This window comes from Bradyrhizobium sp. BWA-3-5 (assembly GCF_032917985.1).
Lineage (GTDB): Bacteria > Pseudomonadota > Alphaproteobacteria > Rhizobiales > Xanthobacteraceae > Bradyrhizobium.
In genome coordinates, this window is record NZ_CP136626.1 from 1,320,670 (window position 1) to 1,342,111 (window position 21,442).

23 protein-coding genes and 1 riboswitch are annotated in these 21,442 nt (G+C 64.0%); of the genes, 10 read left to right on the plus strand and 13 right to left on the minus strand.

Features of this window, described 5'->3' with window-relative positions:
• Nucleotides 1-79 precede the first annotated feature (79 nt).
• On the minus strand, nucleotides 80-2,146 hold the full coding sequence (gene uvrC, locus RX331_RS06315; protein WP_317255757.1) for an excinuclease ABC subunit UvrC: 2,067 nt from the start codon (nucleotides 2,144-2,146) through the stop codon (nucleotides 80-82).
• 228 nt (nucleotides 2,147-2,374) lie between these two features.
• On the opposite strand from uvrC, the gene RX331_RS06320 reads away from it, so the two are divergent.
• Nucleotides 2,375-2,998, plus strand: coding sequence for a porin family protein (locus RX331_RS06320; protein WP_317255758.1), 624 nt, complete (start codon nucleotides 2,375-2,377; stop codon nucleotides 2,996-2,998).
• 174 nt (nucleotides 2,999-3,172) lie between these two features.
• On the opposite strand, the gene RX331_RS06325 is transcribed toward RX331_RS06320, so the two are convergent.
• From RX331_RS06325 to RX331_RS06340, 4 genes are all read right to left on the minus strand, one after another.
• A complete protein-coding gene (locus RX331_RS06325; RefSeq protein ID WP_028350729.1) occupies nucleotides 3,173-3,388 on the minus strand; it encodes a cold-shock protein in 216 nt (71 codons plus the stop codon).
• Nucleotides 3,389-3,651: 263 nt separating this feature from the next.
• Nucleotides 3,652-4,512: a 23S rRNA (adenine(2030)-N(6))-methyltransferase RlmJ gene (locus RX331_RS06330; RefSeq protein WP_317255759.1), complete on the minus strand. Its 861-nt coding sequence runs from the start codon at nucleotides 4,510-4,512 to the stop codon at nucleotides 3,652-3,654.
• Between the two features lie 219 nt (nucleotides 4,513-4,731).
• On the minus strand, nucleotides 4,732-5,412 hold the full coding sequence (locus tag RX331_RS06335) for a ribonuclease T2 (protein ID WP_317255760.1): 681 nt from the start codon (nucleotides 5,410-5,412) through the stop codon (nucleotides 4,732-4,734).
• A gap of 123 nt (nucleotides 5,413-5,535) precedes the next feature.
• Entirely contained in the window at nucleotides 5,536-5,997 is a 462-nt protein-coding gene (locus RX331_RS06340) for a hypothetical protein (protein ID WP_317255761.1), read from the minus strand.
• Between the two features lie 167 nt (nucleotides 5,998-6,164).
• Between RX331_RS06340 and RX331_RS06345 the strand changes: the two genes are divergently transcribed.
• Together RX331_RS06345 and RX331_RS06350 are read left to right on the plus strand one after the other, a co-directional pair.
• Nucleotides 6,165-6,482, plus strand: coding sequence for a hypothetical protein (locus RX331_RS06345; protein ID WP_317255762.1), 318 nt, complete (start codon nucleotides 6,165-6,167; stop codon nucleotides 6,480-6,482).
• Nucleotides 6,483-6,587: 105 nt separating this feature from the next.
• Nucleotides 6,588-7,115 (plus strand): DUF3617 domain-containing protein, encoded by a 528-nt coding sequence (locus tag RX331_RS06350; protein WP_317255763.1) that lies wholly within the window; start codon nucleotides 6,588-6,590, stop codon nucleotides 7,113-7,115.
• A 26-nt stretch (nucleotides 7,116-7,141) separates the two neighbouring features.
• On the opposite strand, the gene RX331_RS06355 is transcribed toward RX331_RS06350, so the two are convergent.
• The 3 genes from RX331_RS06355 to RX331_RS06365 form a co-directional block, all read right to left on the minus strand.
• Nucleotides 7,142-8,530, minus strand: coding sequence for an ATP-binding protein (locus tag RX331_RS06355; RefSeq protein ID WP_317255764.1), 1,389 nt, complete (start codon nucleotides 8,528-8,530; stop codon nucleotides 7,142-7,144).
• Nucleotides 8,531-8,602: 72 nt separating this feature from the next.
• Entirely contained in the window at nucleotides 8,603-9,337 is a 735-nt protein-coding gene (locus tag RX331_RS06360) for a response regulator transcription factor (protein ID WP_317255765.1), read from the minus strand.
• Nucleotides 9,338-9,339: 2 nt separating this feature from the next.
• On the minus strand, nucleotides 9,340-9,888 hold the full coding sequence (locus RX331_RS06365) for a MarR family winged helix-turn-helix transcriptional regulator (RefSeq protein WP_410708135.1): 549 nt from the start codon (nucleotides 9,886-9,888) through the stop codon (nucleotides 9,340-9,342).
• Between the two features lie 330 nt (nucleotides 9,889-10,218).
• On the opposite strand from RX331_RS06365, the gene RX331_RS06370 reads away from it, so the two are divergent.
• The 5 genes from RX331_RS06370 to RX331_RS06390 all read left to right on the plus strand — a co-directional run bounded on the left by RX331_RS06370 (nucleotide 10,219) and on the right by RX331_RS06390 (nucleotide 14,816).
• On the plus strand, nucleotides 10,219-11,295 hold the full coding sequence (locus RX331_RS06370; protein ID WP_317255766.1) for a branched-chain amino acid aminotransferase: 1,077 nt from the start codon (nucleotides 10,219-10,221) through the stop codon (nucleotides 11,293-11,295).
• Nucleotides 11,296-11,414: 119 nt separating this feature from the next.
• The gene (locus RX331_RS06375; protein WP_317255767.1) at nucleotides 11,415-12,305 is read left to right on the plus strand and encodes a branched-chain amino acid aminotransferase; all 891 of its coding nucleotides are present in this window, start codon (nucleotides 11,415-11,417) and stop codon (nucleotides 12,303-12,305) included.
• Nucleotides 12,306-12,473: 168 nt separating this feature from the next.
• Nucleotides 12,474-13,946 carry a histidine--tRNA ligase gene (hisS, locus tag RX331_RS06380; RefSeq protein WP_317255768.1) on the plus strand — a complete coding sequence of 491 codons (1,473 nt, stop codon included), beginning with the start codon at nucleotides 12,474-12,476 and terminating at the stop codon, nucleotides 13,944-13,946.
• A 121-nt stretch (nucleotides 13,947-14,067) separates the two neighbouring features.
• Entirely contained in the window at nucleotides 14,068-14,268 is a 201-nt protein-coding gene (locus RX331_RS06385) for a tautomerase family protein (protein ID WP_057842245.1), read from the plus strand.
• A 152-nt stretch (nucleotides 14,269-14,420) separates the two neighbouring features.
• Entirely contained in the window at nucleotides 14,421-14,816 is a 396-nt protein-coding gene (locus tag RX331_RS06390) for a thioesterase family protein (RefSeq protein ID WP_317255769.1), read from the plus strand.
• Nucleotides 14,817-14,846: 30 nt separating this feature from the next.
• Here RX331_RS06390 and proC read toward each other — a convergent pair whose 3' ends face one another.
• The 5 genes from proC to RX331_RS06415 form a co-directional block, all read right to left on the minus strand.
• Nucleotides 14,847-15,668 (minus strand): pyrroline-5-carboxylate reductase, encoded by an 822-nt coding sequence (proC, locus tag RX331_RS06395; RefSeq protein ID WP_317255770.1) that lies wholly within the window; start codon nucleotides 15,666-15,668, stop codon nucleotides 14,847-14,849.
• Nucleotides 15,669-15,830: 162 nt separating this feature from the next.
• Nucleotides 15,831-16,331: a YbjN domain-containing protein gene (locus RX331_RS06400; RefSeq protein ID WP_283032329.1), complete on the minus strand. Its 501-nt coding sequence runs from the start codon at nucleotides 16,329-16,331 to the stop codon at nucleotides 15,831-15,833.
• 327 nt (nucleotides 16,332-16,658) lie between these two features.
• A complete protein-coding gene (locus tag RX331_RS06405; RefSeq protein ID WP_317255771.1) occupies nucleotides 16,659-18,320 on the minus strand; it encodes a glycosyltransferase family 87 protein in 1,662 nt (553 codons plus the stop codon).
• A 159-nt stretch (nucleotides 18,321-18,479) separates the two neighbouring features.
• Nucleotides 18,480-19,457 (minus strand): tripartite tricarboxylate transporter substrate binding protein, encoded by a 978-nt coding sequence (locus RX331_RS06410; RefSeq protein ID WP_317255772.1) that lies wholly within the window; start codon nucleotides 19,455-19,457, stop codon nucleotides 18,480-18,482.
• A complete protein-coding gene (locus RX331_RS06415; protein WP_317255773.1) occupies nucleotides 19,454-19,633 on the minus strand; it encodes a hypothetical protein in 180 nt (59 codons plus the stop codon). The genes RX331_RS06410 and RX331_RS06415 overlap by 4 nt, the downstream gene beginning before the upstream one ends.
• 10 nt (nucleotides 19,634-19,643) lie before the next feature.
• Nucleotides 19,644-19,796, plus strand: a riboswitch (FMN riboswitch).
• A 78-nt stretch (nucleotides 19,797-19,874) separates the two neighbouring features.
• Here RX331_RS06415 and RX331_RS06420 point away from each other — a divergent pair.
• A complete protein-coding gene (locus RX331_RS06420) occupies nucleotides 19,875-20,459 on the plus strand; it encodes a 6,7-dimethyl-8-ribityllumazine synthase (RefSeq protein WP_317255774.1) in 585 nt (194 codons plus the stop codon).
• A gap of 158 nt (nucleotides 20,460-20,617) precedes the next feature.
• Nucleotides 20,618-21,433, plus strand: coding sequence for an SDR family oxidoreductase (locus RX331_RS06425; protein ID WP_317255775.1), 816 nt, complete (start codon nucleotides 20,618-20,620; stop codon nucleotides 21,431-21,433).
• Nucleotides 21,434-21,442: the final 9 nt, after the last annotated feature.

The window sequence follows — 21,442 nt, forward strand, 5'->3', positions numbered from 1 at the left end:
ACGCCCCAATGACATGCTTTCCGGCTCCGAGTCCCCTGAAGCTCTAAGTCCCGTTAATAAGTCCCGTTAACAAGTCCTGTTAACCCGGCTGCGCATGGAAAAACTCGAAGATCTTGCGGGCGCTTTCGGCGCTAACGCCCGGAACCTTGCCGAGGTCCGCGATCGAGGCCCGCTCGATCTCCTTCAGCGTTCCGAAGTGGTGCAGCAAGGCACGTTTGCGTGACGGGCCGATCCCAGGGATTTCCTGCAGGCCGGCCTCCCTTAGGTCCTTTTTCCGCAATTTGCGGTGCGAGCCGATCACGAAGCGATGCGCCTCGTCGCGCAGCCGCTGGATGAAATACAGCACGGGATCGCGCGGCTCGAGCTTGATGGCTTCACGGTCCGGCATGAACAGGGTTTCCCGTCCGGCATCGCGGTCCGGGCCTTTCGCCACGGCCATCAGCGAGACCTGGGTAAGGCCGAGGCTGGCGAAAATCTCCCTGACAGCGTTGAGCTGGCCGCGGCCGCCGTCGATGATGACGAGGTCCGGCCATTGCGGAAACGAATCATCGTCTGCCTTCGCCTTGGCGGCATCGCCCTCCGGCGGCTTCAACAGACGCTTGAAGCGCCGCTCCAGCACTTCGCGCATCATTGCGTAATCGTCGCCGGGTGTCAGTCCCTCGGACTTGATGTTGAACTTGCGGTACTGGTTCTTGATGAAGCCATCTGGTCCCGCCACGATCATGGCACCGACTGCGTTGGTGCCCTGGATATGGCTGTTGTCGTAGACCTCGATCCGCTTCGGCACCTGCGGCAGGGTAAGCGTAGCGGCCATCGATTCCAGCAGCCGGCTCTGCGTTGCGGTGTCGGCGAGCTTGCGGCCGAGCGCCTCGCGCGCATTGGTCAGCGCGTGCGCAACCAATTCCTTTTTCTCGCCGCGCTTCGGCACCGAGATTTCGACCTTGTAGCCGGCCTTGACGCACAGCGCGTCGGCCAGCAGCGCGCTTTCCTCGATCTCATGCGACAGCAGGATCAGTTTCGGCGGCGGCTTGTCGTCGTAGAATTGCGCCAGGAACGAGGCCAGCACTTCCTCCGGCGTAAACGACTTCTCCGCGCGCGGGAAGTAGGCGCGGTTGCCCCAGTTCTGGCCGGTGCGGAAGAAGAATACTTCCACGCAGGAGTAACCGCCTTCCTGATGGATGGCGAATATGTCGGCCTCTTCGACGGTGCGCGGGTTGATGCCCTGCTGCGACTGGATCGCCGACAGCGCGGCGAGGCGGTCGCGGTACAGCGCGGCAGTCTCGAATTCGAGGTCGTTCGAAGCCTTCTCCATCTCGGCGGCGAGCAGCTCCTTTACGGCATGGCTGCGGCCGGAAAGAAAATCGGTCGCCTCGCGCACCAGCTCGGTATAGCCGGGAAAGTCGATCTCGCGGGTGCAGGGGCCCGAGCAGCGGCGGATTTGATAGAGCAGGCACGGCCGCGTGCGGCTTTCGAAAAAGCCGTCGGTGCAGGAGCGGATCAGGAAGGCGCGCTGCAGCGCCGTGATCGTGCGGTTGACCGCGCCGGCGGATGCGAACGGTCCGAAATATCGTCCGGGCCGGCTCTGCGCGCCGCGATGCTTGAGGATTTGTGGCGCCCAGTGATCGCCGGTGAGCAGGATGTAGGGAAACGACTTGTCGTCGCGCAGTTGCACGTTAAACCGCGGCCTGAGCTGCTTGATCAGGTTGGCTTCGAGCAGCAGCGCCTCGGTCTCGGTCGTGGTGGAGACGATCTCGACGGTCACAGTGGCGGCGATCATCCGCAGGATGCGCGCGGGCAGCGGCGCGTTGGCGCGGGCGTAGGAGGAGAGCCGCTTGCGGACGCTTTTCGCCTTGCCGACATAGAGCACATCGCCCGCAGCATTGAGCATGCGGTAGACGCCGGGCGAGGTCGGGGCCAGCCGCATCGCGTTTTCGATGGCCGCGTGACCGACCGCCAGCGGGCCCTCCGCAATCGCCTCAACGGGCTCCTCGGCGGCTTCCGGCAGGCGCGCCTCCTCATCCTCCTCGGCGGCTGACGTCGCGGGATCGACGTCGGCGGCGGTCAGGTCCTGTGGCGGCATGTCCGGTTGGGAACCCTTCCGCTCTTTCCGCGGGGGTTTTGGGTGGTCGGAGGAATCGTGATCCATGGGCCTAAATTATGCGGTGCAAGGCTGCATCGCCAGCGCCTGGAGCGTACCCTACGCTGGATGAAGGAAGCCTGCTAACCCGTTGTTAAGAATGATGAGCCGGCAGGTAACCCGGCTTAACAACCCTTTAACTTAAAACTCTCGATAAATCTTATCGAAATAGAGTGGAGTTCCGTAACCGGGCCGGCCTGTTGCCCGGCGGTTGCGGCAGTTGCGTGGAGTTGCGTGATGAGCAGGTTCGCCGTGGCCGCGCTGGCGCTGAGCGCTGCAGGCTTGACCACGCCGGCCCGGGCGGCCGACTTCTACGGCTCAGGCCCACCCCTAACCGTCAACGACACGCTGTACCGCTCCGATAGCTGGGCCCGTCCCTATCTTGGCGTCAGCCTCGGCTATGCCTGGGGCTCGGTCGCCAACAATCCGACCAAGCCGTCCGGCTTCGTCGGCGGCGTCCAGGCCGGCTACAATTGGCAGAGCGGATCGTTCGTGTTCGGCCTGGAAGGTGACATTCAGGCGACCGCCGCGGAGGAAACCTTCGCGCCGTGGAAATTCTCCAATCCCTGGTTCGGCACGGTCCGCGGCCGCGCCGGCTTCGCATTCAACAACGTCATGTTCTTCGGTACGGGTGGTCTCGCGTTCGGCGAGCTGCGCGCCACGACATTCGGCCTGACCGAATCCCATACCAATGCGGGCTGGACGCTCGGCGCCGGCGCCGAGATGGGCCTTGACCGTAATTGGAGCGCCAAGATCGAATACCTCTATGTCGATCTCGCCAACAGCAACTTCGTCATTACAGGTGCGTCGAACGGTTACCGGTTCGGTTTGATAAGGGCCGGCATCAACTATCGCTTCTGAGAACAAAGAAACTGTCGGTTAGCATCTCCCGGCGGCCGCAAGCCGCCGGGATTTTTTTGCCTCTTCGCTAAACGGGCAGGCGAACGCCGCGTGCCTTCGACGCTCGGGGCGATACCGCGCCCGACGCAGTCTTTCGCAGCAAGAACTCAGTCGGCGTCCAACGCGAGCATCAACTCACGACGAAATCACGAGGTTGACCGCTTTGGGCCCCTTGCCCTTCTTGTCCGGTTCAACCTCGAATGTAATGCGCTGTCCTTCTGTCAGATCCTTCAATCCGGCCCGCTCGACTGCGGTGATGTGCACGAACACATCGCGGCCGCCATCATCTGGCTTGATGAAGCCGTAGCCGCGTTCTCCGTTGAAGAACTTGACTGTTCCAGTCATGGCCATCGGGAAACTCCTCCCCCGTATTGCTCCGCCGCTACGCGCACTCCGCGTATCGGCTGACCGGACATTCGCTGCCGGAAGCTTGGCCACCTCAGCCGATCGGCGACGCTGCCAACCGGCCTGGATTTTTATTCGGCCTTGATCACTCCGCCGCAACCATTCGCGGAAGCGGAACGTAAAGCCAGTCCCAATAGCCTGAGCATAATACGGTTTTGTTCCAGTTGCCTACGGCCATCCGTATTTTTCCCGATGCCCCGGGGGCCCCTTCAGGGCTTGGGCATCTCCAGCCTGAACCGGCCGGCGCCGCCCTGGCCGAGCGGTTTTTCGAGTTCGGGTAGAATTGTCTTCAATTCACCCGCCAGCGTCCACGGCGGATTGACGATCAGGAGGCCGGTAGAGGCGAGCGGGCCGCCCACCTGCTGCGGCGCGACGCTGAATTCGAGCCGCAGGCATTTTCCGGCTGGCCTGCTGGCCGCCGCAGCACCCGCGACGACGCGGGCCAAGGTGTCGGTGGCGCGCCGGCTCTTCACTGGATACCAGATCAGGTAACTGCCGGTCGGCCATTTCGCATACGCTTCGGCAAATGCGCCTTCCAGCCGTTCGAATTCGTCCTTTTGCTCGAAGGCGGGATCGATCACCACCAGGCCGCGCCGCTCCTTGGGCGGCACGAAGGCGGGCAATGCCGTCCAGCCGTCGAGATCGACCACCCGTGCCTGGCTATCGCGGCGCAGTGTATCGATCAGTTGCTTGCGCGCGCCCGGCTCGATTTCGCAGGCGGTGAGACGGTCCTGCGGCCGCAGCAGCGCCCGGGCGATCAGGGGCGAGCCGGGATAGGCCTCGAGCTTGCCCGGTGCGTTGAAGGCCCTGACGATATCGAGATAGGGGCCGACCAGCGGCAGCACGCTTTCCGAAAACCGCGCCTGCATCAGCCGCGCAATGCCGGTCAGCCATTCGCCGCCGCGGCGCGCCTCCTCGCCGGTGAGATCGTAGCGTCCGGCGCCGGCATGGGTATCGACGACGCGAAATGCGGCCGGCTTGTCCTGCAAGTAAATAAGCACGCGCACCAGCACGATGTGCTTGATGACATCGGCAAAGCCGCCGGCGTGAAAGGCGTGTCGATAATTCATAACGGAGGGGTTACGACATCGGCGCGAGGAAAGTAACCCGTCTCCTCGAGGCGGCGCCAGGACAGGATGACGGCTCCCACCCGAAACGGCGTCGCCGGAATTATCGGGAGGATCCCGGCCATCCACGTGTCTTGCAGATGACGATAAAGGCGTGGATGGCCGGGAACGCAGACGAGCTGTCTGCGCAAGGAAGCCGCCATACTGTGGCGGAACGGACTGCTAACCGCCGCGCACCGGCGGCATCACGACCTCGTCGCGCCGGCAGGCGCGGCGGTCGATTTCATCGCAGGCGCGGAATTGCATGTCCTTGCTCAGGCAGATCCGCACCTCGCTGAGGCGGCGGCTCGAGCACGTCACCGAAATCGCCGAACCGCTGAGGCCCGGATTGATCTTGATGAAGGCCGCTTCGAGATCGTCGGGGGCGATGGTCTTCTCTTCGGATAGTTGCAGGAATTCCTCGGGAATTTTTACCGCCGCGCGCGCTTTGCGGATGTTCTCGAAATAGCCGCGTGCGCCAAGGCCAGAACAGGTGCCGTGCTTGTCCCACTCGTTGAAGATCAGGCCGGGTGCCGGCATCAGGTCCAGCATAGAGGTCATGATATTGCGGTCGAGCCGCGGCGCGGGCCGCTGGCAATATTCGGGAAAGCCGCGCTCATATTGCGGCCAGAGGCCGTGGACCACGAAGGAATAGGGGCGGCTGCACTGGACCTGTGAGCGCCCGCTATTGCCGCGCTCGGCCGCCGCCTCGCAGAATGAGGGCGACCAGGATAGGGCCAGGACATAGAAATCGAACTCACCCGGGGTGTTCTGCCGGCGGTCCTGGGCGGCCGCCATCCCGATGGAGACGACGACAAGCGCCAGTGAAATCAGAAGCCGTGAAATGATACCGGATCGGTGCATCGGGCGCCCCTCTACTCGACTACCGGGAGCCTAGCAGGGAACCGGAACATTTCAAGAACAAATTTTAGGATTTCCTCGCTGGCTCCAAAGGGGAGCCATTCAACCTTGGCGAATCGAACTAAATCAGGGCCGGGCGGCGCGGCAGCCGGGGCCGTAAGCCCAGTTGCGGTCGAGACCGGTCACGCACCATTCGACGCCCTGGCCATAGCCGGCAAAGCCACCGTCCTCGATGATCGAGTAGTGTACGGTGCGCATCTTGCCGTCGCTCAGCATCACGTCGCCGCTGCAATAACGGCGCGGGACGTTGTCGGACTGCCAGGGCCGGAACGCGGTCTCGTGGATTCGGCCGAAGCCGGTGATCACCAGTGCCGAATTCCAGAACTTGCCTTCCTTCTCCTGGAATTGGGTGGCGATCGTCGGCAATGCGCGCTCGCATTCGGCGACGCGGCCCTCATAGCCCGGCCCGAATAGGCCGAAGTTCAGCTCGAGCGGATTAGCGGCCTGCGCGGCATGGCCGGAGACGAAGAGGCCGAGCGCCGTCGCGATCGGGCCGAGAGCTCGCAAGGATGTGAACAGGTTGCGCATGGGAATCCGCCGGTAAAGCCAACGCACGGGACGGTGCCGCGAAGGCCTGACAAGGTCAAGTGCAGCAAGGCAACACCTGACGGCCAAGTCTGCCCCGTGCTCCAACCCATTCTTTTCACGGCCATCGGCGCACACTATGGTGGGCTTCGAGCGAAATGGAGTCTGCGATGCGAAGAATTCTGGCCGCGAGCCTGATTGCCATGGGTGGAGTCTTGGGCGGAATGCTGGCCAGCGCGCCGGCGCAGGCGCAGTGGATCGATATCGACACGGTGCCGCCGATGAAGGGCAACGACACCGGCGGCATCATCGCCTATTCGCTCGCGACGCAGGCCGATGCCCGCCAGCTCGCCGTCGATCACTGCGCCCGCTACGGCAAGGTGGTGAAATTCCTCGGCGTGCAGCCCAATTACGGCGGCTACGTTTCCTTTGCCTGCCGCTGGGTGCCCTATGGCGCCGCCGAGCGGCCGCTGCGCACGCTCTACTAACGCGCACTTCGCCAGCCTTCCCCGGCCGGACATGTTTTCGCCACGCAAAGCGTGTGTTCACTTCCGCGCGCACGACAGCGTTGAAGAATTCAGGGGAACACACGCATGAGACGATTCCTGGTTGCGGCTGGTTCGGCCGCCATTTTGCTTGCCCTGGCGCCAATGAGCGCCGTTGCCGTGGAGCTGCCGGTACGCAAAGCCGGCCTGTGGGAAATGAAGGTGCTGAGCGGTGGATCGGTGCCGGAGATGACCATGCAGCAGTGCACCGACGAGACCACCGACAAGGACATGAGCACCGCCATGTCGCCGGTGGCCAAGGACATCTGTTCCAAGCAGGACATCCAGAAGACCGCGACCGGCTATGTCACCGATTCCGTTTGCGGCATTGCCGGGGTGACGGTGAAGTCGCACGCCGAGATCACCGGCGACTTCAATTCCGCCTACACCGTGAAATCGACCTCGCATAGCGAGGGCGGCCGGGTCGGCGCGCACGATTCCACCTCCACGATCGAGGCCAAGTGGCTTGGCGCCTGCAAGGCCGACCAGAAAGCCGGCGACATCATGATGCCCGGCGGCATGAAGATGAACATCAAGGACATGGAAAAGCTGAAGGCGCTGATCCCGAAGAAGTAGCTTGAGATCCAAGCTGCGCGGTGTGCCTAAACCGGCACCCTGACTGCCGCCCGCAATCCGCCCATCGGGCTGTCGCTGAGCGTGATGTCGCCGCCATGCGAACGGGCGATGTCACGGGCGATGGCGAGCCCGAGGCCGGTGCCGCCCTCGTCCTGATTCCGGGCGTCGTCGAGCCGCAGGAACGGCTTGAACACTTCCTCGCGCATGTTGACGGGAATGCCCGGTCCGTCGTCGTCGACCGTCACCGTCAAATAGCGGTGATCGCGATGCCCGGTGATGGCGACCGTCTTGGCGTAGCGCGCCGCGTTGGAGACGAGGTTGGCGATGCAGCGCTTGAATGAGGCCGGCTTCACCGTCACGACAGGCAGGCCGTGGAACGTCACCGTCGCGGTATGGCCGTGGCGCTCGGCGTCGCTGCGCAGCTCTTCCAGCGCCATCGCCATGTCGGTCGGCTGCGCCACCTCGCCGCTGTCGCCGCGCGCGAAGGCGAGATAGGCCTCCAGCATGCCCGACATCTCGTCGACATCCTTGCGCATGCCGTCGACTTCGGGGCTGTCGCCGATCAACTCGAGTTCGAGCTTAAAGCGGGTCAGGATGGTGCGTAGATCATGGCTGACGCCGGCCAGCATCGCGGTGCGCTGATCGATCGAACGCTCGACGCGCGCTTTCATCTCCAGGAAGGCCTGCGCCGCCTGCCGCACCTCGCGCGCACCGCGCGCGCGGAAATTCGGCACCTCGCGGCCCTTGCCGAAGCTCTCGGCGGCCTCCGCCAGCCGGAGGATCGGCTTGATCTGGTTGCGCAGGAACAATACCGCGACGATCAGCAGGATCGAGGACGTGCCGAGCATCCAGAAGATGAATATCTCCGAATTGGAGGCGTAGGCCCTGCTTCGCTGCGCGAACACCCGCATCACGGCGTCGTCGAGCTGGATGCGGATCTCGACTAGGTTGGACATGCCGACGGTATCGACCCAGAACGGACGGCTGATCTGGCGGCTGATCTGCCCCGCGAGCGACTGGTCGAGCAGCGAGAAGAAAGGCTTTGGCCCCGGCGTGGGCATGTCGCCCGGCGGGAGGAAATCGACCACGAGCCCGAGCCGCTGCTGCGCGATGCGCTTAAGCTGCGTGCGATCTTTGTCCTGCGGATAAGTCTTATAGATGTCGATCAGGCCTGCGATATCCTGCACCACGGCGGCCGACAAATGCCTTGTCACCGTGTTCCAGTGCCGCTCCATGAACACGAAGGCGACCACCGTCTGCAGCATCACCATCGGCACGATCATGATCAGCAGCGCACGGGCGTAGAGGCCGGTCGGCATCCAGCCCTTGAACGCGTTGCCGATCCAGCCATTGGCCTTGGAGACGCGCTGCGAGGCATTGCGGATAAATGTCAGGCCGGTATCGAGCGTGCTCATGGTTGCCTATAGCGTTTTCGAGCGAAGTGGCACCGGTTCGCGTGAAGAAAACGCGTCAAGATGAAAAATGGCTCAGGGCGACGCGACCAGGCGGTAGCCGATGCCGCGCACCGCCTGCAGGAATAGCGGATTGGCGGGGTCCTGCTCGATCTTGCGGCGCAGGCGGTTGATCTGCACGTCGACGGCACGCTCGTTCACCGTGCCGCCGCTGGTCAGCGCCGCGCGCGGCACGGTTTCGCCGGGACTGGCGGCGAGAATGCGCAGCATCTCGCGCTCGCGGTCGGTAAGGTGGATGATCTCCTCGCCCTGGCGCAGCTCGCCGCGGTCGAGATGAAAGACGTAGGGGCCGAACGCGATCTGCTCCAGCGCCTCCACCGGCGGCGGCGCCGAGCGCTTGAGGATGTTGCCGATCCGCAGGACCAGCTCGCGCGGCTCGAACGGTTTTGCGACGTAGTCGTCGGCGCCGATCTGCAGGCCCTCGATCCGCGCCTCGGCCTCGTGGCGTGCCGTCAGCATGATGATCGGCACCGAGGAGGAGGTGCGGATGAACCGCGCCAGATCGAAGCCGGTCTCGCCGGGCATCATGACGTCGAGGATCAAAAGATCGAAGTGCAGGCCAAGCAGCTTGGCCCGCGCGTCGCTGGCGCTCGAGGCGGTGGTGACGCGGTAGCCTTCGCCGGACAGAAACCGCGACAGCAGATCGCGGATGCGGCGGTCGTCGTCGACCAGGAGCAGATGCGGGGCGTCGTCGGCCAGTTGCCGCGGCGCGCGTGCCGCGGCCGTCGCGATGGTTGCTGCTTGCGCCACGATTACTCCCTTGGCTTCTTGCTGCCGGTCCCGAAGATCGCCTCTAGCACTTTGTCAGGATCGTCGCGATCAATCATCGCGCGCAGGAACTGGCTAATCGCCGCGGCGCCTTCGGGGTTGATGTCCCGCAGCGCGCGGGTGATGCGGTCGGTCTGCAACCCTGCGAGCTTTGCCACCAACGCTTCGCCCTTCTGGGTGGCATAAAGAAGGCGCTGCCGGCGGTCGTTATTGCCGGTCTTCTGGATGATGTAGCCCTCGTCGAGCAGCTGCTTGAGCACCCGCCCGAGCGACTGCTTGGTAATCCGCAGCACGTCCAGGAGATCGGCGACCTTGAGGCCCGGATAGCGGTAGACGAAATGCATCACCCGGTGATGGGCGCGGCCGAACCCGAAACCTTCGAGCTCGTGGTCGGCGTCACCGACAAAGTCGCGATAGGCGAAAAACAGGAGCTCGATAATGTCCCAGCGCATTTCGGCCAGGCGCGGGGATGTGCCTGCGCCGCCTTGCGAATCGGGGCTGGTGGGGCCCCTTGAGAAATTTATGTCAGTCATGTTGACATATCTTGGGTTCAATGTTACAAAACTGCCAGCCACGACGAAACTTTAAGTCGTTTCGAACTTGGTGACGTGTCAGGCATCCGGAAAAGCCAACGATGGCGGCAACGGCGGCAAATTGAACTACCGTGCGATTGTCGAGCGGCATTTCGACAAACATACTGGACTTCAGCATCGCGCAAAAGCATGTCCTGACGGCCATGACGGCGCGGGAAGCCGCCGGCAAGGCCGGTGGTGGCGAAGTCCAGACCTGTGAAGGCCAAATAGGCCCGGTGCGGCTTGCCGGGGCCAGAAATTGCGCCGGGTTCGGCAGCGGGAAACAAGAAAATGAGCTTGAATTTCGAAATCCGCCCTGCGGCCAACCCGACCCCGGAGAAGGAGCGCGCGGCAAAGCTCGCCGATCCGGGCTTCGGCCGGGTCTTCACCGATCACATGGCCATCATCCGTTATAGCCAAGGCAAAGGCTGGCATGACGCGCGTATCGAAGCCCGCGCCAATTTCGCGCTCGATCCGGCTACCGCCGTGCTGCACTACGCCCAGGAGATTTTCGAAGGCCTGAAGGCCTACAAGCGCGACAATGGCGTGAATCTGTTCCGGCCCGACGCCAATGCCCGGCGCTTCAAGGATTCGGCCGAGCGCATGGCGATGGCGCCGCTGCCCGAGGCCTTGTTCATCGAAGCGGTCGAGCAGGTGGTGCGCATCGACAGCGCCTGGATCCCGGGCGGCGAGGGCAGTCTTTACCTGCGGCCCTTCATGATCGCGAACGAGGTGTTTCTCGGCGTCAAACCGTCGGCCGAATACATCTTCGCGGTGATCGCTTCACCCGTCGGCTCCTATTTCAAGGGCGGACCGGCGCCGGTATCGATCTGGGTATCGGAGAATTACACGCGCGCTGCGATCGGCGGCACCGGCGCGGTGAAATGCGGCGGCAATTACGCCGCCAGCCTGCGCGCCCAGGCCGAGGCCATCGAGCGCGGCTGCGATCAGGTCGTCTTCCTCGATGCGATCGAGCGCCGCTATATCGAAGAGCTCGGCGGCATGAACGTGTTCTTCGTGTTCGACGATGGCTCGCTCTCGACGCCGCCGCTCGGCACGATCCTGCCGGGCATCACCCGCGATTCGATCATCGCGCTGGCCAGGGATGCCGGCACTGTCGTGCGCGAGGAGCCCTATACGATCGAGCAGTGGCGCAAGGATGCCGCCAGCGGAAAGCTGAAAGAGGCGTTCGCCTGCGGCACGGCGGCCGTGATCTCGCCGATCGGCAAGGTGTGCTCGGCGAGTGGCGATTTCCAGATCAGCGGCGGCGTCGCCGGGCCTGTCGCCATGGGGCTGCGCAAGAAGCTGGTCGACATTCAGTACGGCCGCGCGGAAGATCCGCACGACTGGATTCGCAAGGTCATGTGACCGGCGGGTTCATTCCGCCGCTCAGGCAATGGATCACTTTAGGCGCTCGGTAGCGCGCGTCTCGTCGAGTCGCGCGAGGCTGACGCGCGGCTCAATGCAACCAAGTCGGGAGAGAAGCCATGGGAGTTTCGTTCGACAAGATCGATGGCGTCATCTGGTATGACGGCAGGCTGGTGCCATGGGCCGACGCCAATGTCCACATCCTGACCCACGGGCTGCATTATGCGAGCTGCGTGTTCGAGGGCGAGCGCGCCTATGGCGGCAGGGTGTTCAAGAGCACCGCACATTCCGAGCGGCTGAAGGCTTCGGCCAACATCCTCGATTTCGAGATTCCCTGGTCGGTCGCCGAGATCGACGCGGCCAAACAGCTCGTAATCGACAAGAACAATCTGCCCGACGCCTATCTGCGCCCGATCGCCTGGCGCGGTTCGGAGATGATGGGCGTCTCGGCGCCATCCAACACCATCCATCTCGCCATAGCCGCCTGGAACTGGCCGAGCTATTTCGACCCGGCCGAGAAGCTCAAGGGCATCCGCATGGGCATGGCCGAATACCGGCGGCCCGATCCGGCGACGATTCCCGCGCTGGCGAAGGCGTCCGGCCTCTACATGATCTGCACGATCAGCAAGCACAAGGCGGAGCGTCAGGGCTATGCAGATGCGATGATGCTGGACTGGCAGGGCCGCGTTGCCGAATGCACCGGCGCCAACATCTTCTTCGTCAAGGACGGCACAATCCACACCCCGATCGCCGACTGCTTTCTCGCCGGCATCACCCGCGCCACGGTGATCGACCTCGCGCAGCGTCGTGGCATCGAGGTGATCGAGCGCCGCATCATGCCGGAGGAGCTTGCCGGCTTCACCGAATGCTTCATCACCGGCACCGCTGCCGAAGTGACCCCGGTCGCCGAGATCGCGCAATGGAAGTTCACGCCTGGCAAAATCTCCGAGCAGCTGATGGCCGACTACACGGCTGAAGTGCAGCCGAAGGATACAGCTGCGGCGGCGTAAGGCCGAGGCAGGGATAATCGCCGTTTCTTCGTCATGCCCAGGCTTGTCCCGGGCATCCACGTCTTGGCGGCAAAGAAGAGTTGTGGATGGCCGGGCCAAGCCTGGCCATGACGAACTCGTTGCGTGACACGGTTGCCCTGCCGCGCCCCGGCTGGTACCTAGCCGATCATGGCCGAGAAACCCAAAAAACCCCAGAAGCTGAAGGCGCGGCTGCCGCGCGGGCTGGAAGATCGCGGGCCTGCCGCGATCGCGGCCACGCGCCAGATGGTCGAAAAAATCCGCGAGGTCTATGAGCGCTACGGCTTCGAGCCGGTGGAAACCCCCGCGATGGAGTTCACCGACGCGCTCGGCAAATTCCTGCCCGACCAGGACCGGCCGAACGAGGGCGTGTTCTCGTTCCAGGACGACGACGAGCAGTGGATTTCGCTGCGCTACGACCTGACCGCGCCACTGGCGCGCTATGTCGCGGAAAATTTCGACGCCCTGCCAAAGCCCTATCGCAGCTACCGCTTCGGCTACGTGTTCCGCAACGAGAAGCCAGGGCCCGGCCGCTTCCGCCAGTTCATGCAGTTCGATGCGGATACGGTGGGCTCGGCCTCGCCGGCTGCCGACGCCGAGATGTGCATGATGGCGGCAGACACGATGGAAGCGCTCGGCATTCCCCGCGGCGCCTATGTGGTGAAGGTGAATAACCGCAAGGTGCTGGATGGGGTGCGCGATGCGCTCGGCATTGCCGATGACGGGCAATGGCTGACGGTGATGCGCGCGATCGACAAGCTCGATCGGCTCGGCATTTCCGGCGTGCAGCAACTGCTCGGCGACGGCCGCAGGGACGAGTCGGGTGACTTCACCAAAGGCGCCGGCCTCAAGCCAGATGACATCGCGTTGGTCTTGAGTGCGATCGAACAGGGCGCGCAGCTCGATGCGCGGCTGCGCGACAGCAAGATCGGACAGGAAGGCCGTGACGAGCTCGATGCGATCAGCAAGTTGGTAACCACATCGGGCTACGGATCGGATCGAATTGTCATCGACCCATCCGTCGTGCGCGGCCTCGAATATTACACCGGTCCGGTCTACGAGGTCGAACTCCTGCTCGAGACCAAGGATGAAAAGGGCCGCCCCGTGCGCTTCGGCTCGGTCGGCGGCGGTGGTCGTTACGACGGCCTCGTCTCGCGCTTCCGCGGCGAGCCGGTGCCGGCAACGGGATTTTCGATCGGCGTGTCGCGCCTGCAGGCTGCGCTGACCATGATCGGCAAGCTCGACACCCGCCCCGATTTCGGCCCCGTCGTGGTCACCGTGTTCGACCGCGACCGTGTCGCCGACTACCAGAAGATGGTCGCAGAGCTTCGCAACGCGAGCATCCGCGCCGAGCTCTATCTCGGCAATCCCAAGAACATGGGCAACCAGCTCAAATATGCCGATCGCCGCAATTCGCCGTGCGTGATCATCCAGGGCTCGGATGAAAAGGCGCGCGGCGAGATTCAGATCAAGGACCTGATCGAGGGCGCGAAAGCCGCCGCCGCCATCGCCTCGAACCAGGAATGGCGCGAAACCCGTCCGGCGCAGTTCTCCTGCGCGGAGAGCGAGATCGTCGCCAAGGTGCGCGAGGTGCTGGCGCGCCATGACGTGAAGTGGGAATAGCCATTCGCTCCAGGCGTCGTGCCCGGCCTTGTGCCGGGCATCCACGTCTTGTTTGATGGAAGAGGTCGTAGATGGCTGGAGCAAGTCTGGCCACGACGAAAAGCAAAAAGGGAGAACGAGAATGCCCGAGATCACCATCAGCATGGCCGCCGGCCGCACCGAGGAACAGAAAGTCGGCATGATGCGCGACATCACCCAGGCGCTGGTGAAGAATCTCGGCGTCGATGCGGAAGCCGTTGTCATCCAGATCAACGAGGCGCCGCTCACCCACAAGATGAAGGGCGGCAAGACCTTCGTCGAGCGCAAGGCGATGCAGAAATAACGCGGCCTCTCTCTGCCGTCGTCCCCGCGAAGGCGGGGACCCAGAGCCACCAACGTTAGTTGGTGAGCCGAACTGCAGCTGCAGCATCGGGGATTTGTGGTTATGGGTCCCGGCTCGAGGCCGGGACGACATCGAGTTTGCGGATTCAGTCCATGGACGCACGCGATTTCATCAAGATCGGCATGAGTGCCGAGCGGACGCTGGTCGTACCGGCGGAGCGCACGGTCGGGCATTTCGTGCAGGGCATGCCGATGGTCTATGCGACGCCGATGATGATCCTGGAAATGGAGATGGCCTCGAGCGATGCCATCAGGCCCTATCTTCAGCCGGGCTGGATCACGGTCGGCACCGAGGTCGATATCCGCCATCTCGGCGCGTCGCTGGTCGGCGCGACGGTGCGTGTCACGGGAACGGTGATCGCCGTCGAGCGCCGCGTGATCCGTTTCGAGGTCGAGGCCTTCGACGGTGAGCGCAAGATCGGCGATGGCCGCCATGCCCGCGGCCTCGTCAATGCCGAGAGTTTTACCAAGCGGCTTGCGGGGAAGTAGCGGCTTGCCCGGTGCCTCCTGCGATTTGTTTTACTTCGCCAGTTCCTTCGAGCGCTTCGTCGCCGCGGCGATGGCGCGGATCATCAGCGGCTGCAGGCCGTCTTTCGCCATCAGCACCTCCAGCGCCGCCGCGGTGGTGCCGCCGGGCGAGGTGACGTTCTGGCGCAGCGTCGCCGCAGCAAGTTCGGAGCGATGCAGCAATTCGCCGGAGCCGGCGACGGTTTCGCGCGCGAGCTTCGTCGCCAGTTCCGCCGGCAGGCCGGCCTCGACGCCGGCGCGCGCGAGCTCTTCGGCGAGCAGGAAGACATAGGCCGGGCCTGAGCCGGACACGGCGGTTACCGCATCCATCAATGCTTCGTCCTCGACCCATTCGACCGGGCCGGTGGCACGCAGCAGCGCGTCGGCCGTGGCGTGTTGCGCCGCGCTGACGTTCCTTGCGGGCACCGCCACCGTGATGCCGCGGCCGATCGCGGCCGGCGTATTCGGCATGGCGCGAACCACCATGCCGCCGCAGATTTCTTCGAGCGCTGCGATCGGCGTGCCCGCCATGATCGAAACGACGAGCGTCGAGGGTCCGACGAGATGCTTCAGCGCCGGGCCCACCTCGCGGAACGTCTGCGGCTTCACCGCCACCACCAGCGTATCCGCCGTAACCGCGTCGCTGGGATTGAGACGAATGCCTTTGGCGGCGAGCGCGGTGATCTCGGCGGACGGCTGCGGCTCGATGACGATCACACGGCTTGCATCAAGGCCGCCAGCCAGCCATCCCGTCAGCATGGCACCGCCCATCTTGCCGGCGCCGGCCAGCGCAATGGTGCCGTGAAGGTTCTGAAGTGCGTCGGTGGGAGCCATAGGTGTTACCACAAGAACAGACGTCGTCCCCGCGAACGCGGGGACCCATAACCACAGGCGGTTCTAATGGATCGAGCTATCTGCAACAAGCACCGCGCAACACAATAGCCGTCGCGGCGTATGGGTCCCGGCTCGCGCTTCGCTTGGCCGGGACGACGGGGCCTACGCCTCGCCCTCGGTATCGAACATCGCCGCGGCCATCGCCTCGCTTGCGCTCTTGCCGGCCCAGACCACGAATTGGAACGCGGGGTAGTAGCGCTCGCAGGCATGGATGGCGCCGGCCAGCATGACCTCGCATTGCGAAGTCGAGGCGGTCAGTCCGCCCGGCAGCACCAGCGCCTGCCGGTACATGATCATGCCGGTATGGGTCCAGATGTCGAAATGGCCGACCCATAGCTGCTCGTTGATGGCGGCGATCAGCCGCTGCACTTCAGCGCGGCGCGCCGGCGGAATCTTCATGTCAAAGGCGGAGGCGAGGTGCAGCGCCTCGATTCCCGGCATCCAGGTGAAGGAGAGCTGGTAGTCGGTCCAGTTGCCCTTGGAGACAATGGTGACCTCGTCCTCGCCGGAGCGCTCGAACGGCCAGTTGTTCTCGGCGGCTATGTCTTCGACCGCCGCGAGCGGGTTGTTGTGGGAATCGAAAATGCCTTCGAGGAGGGACATGCCGTCTCGACCTTGTTCTTTGAATTCTGTTGATACGCACGCGGAGCACGGCACGCGTCGAACTCAGGGTGCGCCGCCGACTGCAGTCCCCCGAGCGCTGCTCGTTCTCGAGGCCTGCCGACGCTCAAGTGATGTGATTTGCGGAATCCGCGCAACTCACCCCTGAGTCCGTCCACAGGCCAAAGCGGCGTCGTCCACAGCAGATCGCCGCCACCGTTACTAATTGGAGAACAAACCGGAATCGGATTCGAGCGTTGCGGCGGCCGGCACGCCCGTAACTTGGGCTGCTTCGCCACAAAGGTTAATGGATGGTTAGTTAATGGATCGTTAATTTCTCAGGGAAGCACCGTCTTTGGGTTCCCGAGCCGACGAATCCCGATTCCCGCGCGCCGCCAGCGGGCACGCCTCGATCGCCGTTTCAAGCTGCGCGCCTTCGATTTCGACGCATGGTCTGGATGCATCGACGCGCAGGCCATATCGCTCGAGTAGTTGCTCGCGAACCGGCTTGCCCCGCATGTGCAGTTCCCATGTGCCACCCGGCAGTGGCGATTTCAGGGCGGCACGGATCCGGCGATCGAACGTGCCGTCAGGCCTGATCGGCAGCGCAATGTCGGCGATCTGATGGAAGCGCGACTGTGGCGGCAGCAGTGGGGCGATATAGGCGATCGGCTTGTCGACGATGAAATAGTCTGCCGGCCGGCGAAGCTGTTCGGCAATGGCCGGGTTGAACGGATTGGACCAGGGACGGCGGAACCAGTCTCCCGGCTGCGACCACAATGCGATCAGCACCGCCGTCGCCGCCATGACGCCATTCACGCGCAGCGACGATGCGCCCGATGCCGGCCACCCTGCCAGGTAGCGGGCGATCAACAGCACGATCAGCGGCGCGCACAATAGCTCGAGCACGATCGCGTAGCGCTGAATCGAAAACACCGCGAGCCATGCGGCATAGGACACGACGCAGAACAGCAGGAACTGGATATCGCGTTGCGTGAAGATCTTCACGCGGAGGAGCAGAGACCTGCCGGCACCGAACAGCAGCAGCAGGGTAGCGACCGCAAACCGTGCATCACGGAATGGATATTCTGAGCTCCTGTTGTCGCCGACCAGCCAATAGAAAGGATAGGCGAGCGCATCGAGGAACCCTCTCGGCATGAACTGCCAGTCCATGATGTTGATCGGGACCAGTTCGGGCGACTGGAACACCGCGTTGAACAGCGGAAAGATCGGATTGCCCATCTCGCGCCAGAGCATCACGCTCCACGCGCCGCCGGTCACGACAGCGCCGGCCGCGCCGCCGAGGCCAAGACATAGCATTGCCAGCAACGGCCGGCTGGCGGCGAGCACGGCGGCGGCGGCGCCGAGCGCGTAGACCACATTGGTCAGCTTCAGCCCGACGGCGGCGCCGATCAAAAGCCCGGCAAGCACATAACGTCCGTGATGCTTTTCATCCGCCGACACGATCAGGATGCAGCCTGCAACGATCGGCAGCGCGGTGAGGATATCGGAGAAGCTGGTGCCGACTTCCGACAGCGTCATCGGCCCGACCGCGGCGATCAGAATCGATGCGCCGATCGCGGTCGCCGTCGCCGCTTGGCGCAGCAGCACGCGGATCAGGAAATAGATCAGCAGCAGGTTGAGCCCGTGCACCGCGCCGATGATCATCAGCCCGTAGGGCATCGGCAGCAGGTGGCGCAGGTAGTAGATCGGAAAATAGACCGTCGGATTGAAATAGGTCTGGAAGCCGGCGGGCAGGGTGTCGATGCCATAGCGGCCGGTGATGACGGCCCAGACATTGTACTCGTGGTAGTTCTGCCAATCCCAGTTGACGTCCTCGCCGGCGAACCAGGTATAGACCGCGCCGGCCAGCAGCGAGCCGAGTGCAATGGCGATCGGCACCAGAACGCTGGTGCGAAGCAGGGGCGTTGGCCAGGTTCGATTCCCAAGCCTTCCCGTATCCGTGCCGGCAACGTCAGCGGCCTGTGTCACGCTGGCTCCCTATGCGTCGCCCGGGCGATCCGAACTGGGCAACAGCCACCTCTAGGCCGCCGGCTTTAAGGATTGGTGAACGTTTCAGGCCGGCATCGAACGGCATGTGAGGCGGCTGTCCCTGCCGCAGCGCAAGGCCTTGCTCATAGCGCCGCGACGTTACTCCGGCCTGAGGCCGCCGGCGCGGACCACCTTGCTCCACTTCTCGGTTTCCTCGGTGATCAGCTTGCCGAAATCGGCCGGCGTGCCCGGCATCGGATCGCCGCCGATCGCGGCTAGCCGCGCCTTCATGCCGGCATCGGCGATGGCCGCGTTGATCTCCTGGTTGAGCTTGCCAATGATTTCCGCTGGCGTGTTCTTCGGCGCGGCGAAGCCGTACCACTGGCTGGCCTCATAGCCGGTCACGACCTCGCCGACGGTCGGAACATCAGGCATTTCAGCCATGCGCGTCGCCGTCGTCACCGCGAGCGCGCGCAGCTTGCCGGTCTTGATGTGGTCGGTAGTGCCGGGCGCGGCGGCAAACAGGATTTGCACCTGGCCGCCGATCAGGTCGGTCATTGCCGGTCCCTGGCCGCGATAGGGGACGTGCACCATGTCGACGCCGGTCATCATCTTGAACAGCTCGCCCGCCATGTGCGGCGCGCTGCCGCTGCCGGCCGAAGCCATGTTCACCTTGCCGGGGTTGGCCTTGGCGTAGGCGATGAATTCGGCGAGCGTCTGTGCCGGTACGGAAGGGTGGACCAGCACCACCATCGGCACGCGAATGACGCCGGCGACCGGTGCGATATCGCGGACGAAGTTGAAGCTGAGCTTTTCGTAGAGCGAGGCATTGACCGCATTCGGCACCGTCGCCAGCAGAAGCGTGTAGCCGTCAGGCGCCGCGTTGACGACGGCCTCGGTGCCGATATTGCCGCCGGCGCCGGTCCGGTTCTCGACCACAAAGGGCTCCCCGAGATGGTCGGCCAGCCATTGGCCGATCAGCCGTGCCGTGATGTCGACGCCGCCGCCGGCGGCAAAGCCGGCCACGATCTTCGTCGGCCGTGTCGGATAATCAAGCGCGGCCGCCAGGCGTGGCATCATCGGGGCAGCGATGAGCGCGCCGGTTAGCCTGAGAAAATGACGGCGAAGAAGGTTCATGCTGAGCGTCCCCCTGTTTCGGCAAACTTATCCCAACTGAAGGTGCCCGCGTAAACCGCATCTGCGGCGACATCGGTTGCGCCCTGTTCCGGCAGCATGGGGACATGCCGATTCTCCATGTCAAAGGCGCTTGCTGCCGCCACGGCCTTGGTCATATTCTTGGGCAGGTCGTCCATTCCGGGCGGCCGATGTTCTCAGGGCGGGGTGAAAATCCCCACCGGCGGTAAGGGCGACGTAGCCCAAGCCCGCGAGCGCCTTCTTCTCTCCCGAGCAGAAGGGTCAGCAGATTCGGTGTGAATCCGAAGCCGACGGTCACAGTCCGGATGAAAGAGAACGGTTTGCGGTGGTCTTCGCACGTTTGTGCGCGGGCCGACGTCGTTCCGTATGCCCTGATTCTGGTCCTGAAAGAGGAAAGCCATGAATCAGACGTTGCTAGAACCTGAAGTCCAATCCCAGCCCCAGACGGCCGAAACCAGTGGCGCCCCTGACGTGCCCGAGCGTCCGCCGGCGCCGGTTCATCCGCGCTTCGTCAAGCCGCAGCGCATCGCCTTCGTGCAGTCGTCCTGGCACCGTGATGTGGTCGAGGAATGCCGCATCGCCTTCCTCGAGGAGATCGAGGCGCGCCACATCACGCGGGCGCAGGTCGATCTGTTCGAGGTGCCGGGCTCGTTCGAGATCCCCCTGCATGCGCAGCTGCTCGCCAAGACAAGGCGCTATACCGCGATCGTGGCCGCTGGCCTCGTGGTCGATGGCGGCATCTACCGCCACGAATTCGTCGCCGACACCGTGATCAAGGCGTTGATGGACGTGCAATTGCGAACGGAGGTGCCGGTATTTTCTGCCGTGCTGACGCCGCAGCAATTCCATGACAGCGCCGTGCACCACGATTTCTTCCGCAAGCATTTCGTCATCAAGGGAATCGAGGTGGCGGAAGCCTGCGCCAATACGCTGCACAGCCTGGAACGGCTTCGCGGACAGGTGGCGGCGGGGATCGTGGGGTAGATAAGGGATAGCGGATCCCGTCATTGCGAGCGAAGCGAAGCAATCCATCTCGCGACCAAGAGAAGTGTGGATTGCTTCGTCGCGGAGCCTGTCATCGGGCGCGCATTCGCGCGACCCGTTGGCTCCTCGCCATGACGGATGCAGGGAGGGAGTCAGCAATGGCCAAAACCGAACAAGACTCTTCCGATTGGCTCGGCCTGTCGGGCCGCGTTTGCGTCGTGACGGGTGGGGGCGGCGGCATCGGCCGATCAACCGCCCTCAGTCTTGCCCAAGCCGGCGCCCGCGTCGCCGCTATCGATCTCGATGAACGTGGCCTCGAGGCTACGCGCGCCGAACTCTCCAAGCTCGGCGCCGGCCATGTCGTCGCACGCTGCGATACGACCGATGTTGCAAGCGTCACCACCGCGGCCGAAACCATCGAGAAATCGCTGGGAGCATGCGGGGTGCTGGTCAACACCGCGGCCATCCTGCGTCCCGGCGCGCTCGACACCCTGACGCTTGCCGAATGGAACGCGGTTCTTGCCGTCAACCTGACCGGCTATTTCCTTTGCGCGCAGGCGTTCGGCCAGCAGATGCGCAAGCTCGGCCGCGGCAGCCTGATCCACGTGGCCTCGATCGCCGGCAGCAACGCGCAGGGACAGAGTGGCGCCTACAGCGTCAGCAAGGCCGGCGTGATCATGCTGTCGCGGCAGCTTGCCAACGAGTGGGGGCCGCACGGCATTCGCAGCAATGTCGTCAGCCCGGGCATGGTGATCACGCCGATGAGCCAGGCCTTCTACGATACGCCGGGGGTGACCGAGCGGCGCTCCGCCGTGGTGCCGCTGCGGCGGGTCGGCATGCCCCAGGATATGGCCGATGCGATCCTGTTCCTCGCCAGCGACCGCGCGTCCTACATCAATGGCGAGGAGGTCATGGTCGACGGCGGCTACGCCAATATGCTGATGAACCTGGTGCCGCGGCCGGGATTTGAATGAGATGCGGCG

Bases quoted from the DNA above. Each gene is read 5' to 3' on its own strand.
- uvrC (WP_317255757.1), bottom strand. From the start codon at position 2,146: ATGGATCACGATTCCTCCGACCACCCAAAACCCCCGCGGAAAGAGCGG.
- RX331_RS06320 (WP_317255758.1), top strand. From the start codon at position 2,375: ATGAGCAGGTTCGCCGTGGCCGCGCTGGCGCTGAGCGCTGCAGGCTTG.
- RX331_RS06325 (WP_028350729.1), bottom strand. From the start codon at position 3,388: ATGGCCATGACTGGAACAGTCAAGTTCTTCAACGGAGAACGCGGCTAC.
- RX331_RS06330 (WP_317255759.1), bottom strand. From the start codon at position 4,512: ATGAATTATCGACACGCCTTTCACGCCGGCGGCTTTGCCGATGTCATC.
- RX331_RS06335 (WP_317255760.1), bottom strand. From the start codon at position 5,412: ATGCACCGATCCGGTATCATTTCACGGCTTCTGATTTCACTGGCGCTT.
- RX331_RS06340 (WP_317255761.1), bottom strand. From the start codon at position 5,997: ATGCGCAACCTGTTCACATCCTTGCGAGCTCTCGGCCCGATCGCGACG.
- RX331_RS06345 (WP_317255762.1), top strand. From the start codon at position 6,165: ATGCGAAGAATTCTGGCCGCGAGCCTGATTGCCATGGGTGGAGTCTTG.
- RX331_RS06350 (WP_317255763.1), top strand. From the start codon at position 6,588: ATGAGACGATTCCTGGTTGCGGCTGGTTCGGCCGCCATTTTGCTTGCC.
- RX331_RS06355 (WP_317255764.1), bottom strand. From the start codon at position 8,530: ATGAGCACGCTCGATACCGGCCTGACATTTATCCGCAATGCCTCGCAG.
- RX331_RS06365 (WP_410708135.1), bottom strand. From the start codon at position 9,888: ATGACTGACATAAATTTCTCAAGGGGCCCCACCAGCCCCGATTCGCAA.
- RX331_RS06370 (WP_317255766.1), top strand. From the start codon at position 10,219: ATGAGCTTGAATTTCGAAATCCGCCCTGCGGCCAACCCGACCCCGGAG.
- RX331_RS06375 (WP_317255767.1), top strand. From the start codon at position 11,415: ATGGGAGTTTCGTTCGACAAGATCGATGGCGTCATCTGGTATGACGGC.
- hisS (WP_317255768.1), top strand. From the start codon at position 12,474: ATGGCCGAGAAACCCAAAAAACCCCAGAAGCTGAAGGCGCGGCTGCCG.
- RX331_RS06385 (WP_057842245.1), top strand. From the start codon at position 14,068: ATGCCCGAGATCACCATCAGCATGGCCGCCGGCCGCACCGAGGAACAG.
- RX331_RS06390 (WP_317255769.1), top strand. From the start codon at position 14,421: ATGGACGCACGCGATTTCATCAAGATCGGCATGAGTGCCGAGCGGACG.
- proC (WP_317255770.1), bottom strand. From the start codon at position 15,668: ATGGCTCCCACCGACGCACTTCAGAACCTTCACGGCACCATTGCGCTG.
- RX331_RS06400 (WP_283032329.1), bottom strand. From the start codon at position 16,331: ATGTCCCTCCTCGAAGGCATTTTCGATTCCCACAACAACCCGCTCGCG.
- RX331_RS06410 (WP_317255772.1), bottom strand. From the start codon at position 19,457: ATGAACCTTCTTCGCCGTCATTTTCTCAGGCTAACCGGCGCGCTCATC.
- RX331_RS06415 (WP_317255773.1), bottom strand. From the start codon at position 19,633: ATGGACGACCTGCCCAAGAATATGACCAAGGCCGTGGCGGCAGCAAGC.
- RX331_RS06420 (WP_317255774.1), top strand. From the start codon at position 19,875: ATGAATCAGACGTTGCTAGAACCTGAAGTCCAATCCCAGCCCCAGACG.
- RX331_RS06425 (WP_317255775.1), top strand. From the start codon at position 20,618: ATGGCCAAAACCGAACAAGACTCTTCCGATTGGCTCGGCCTGTCGGGC.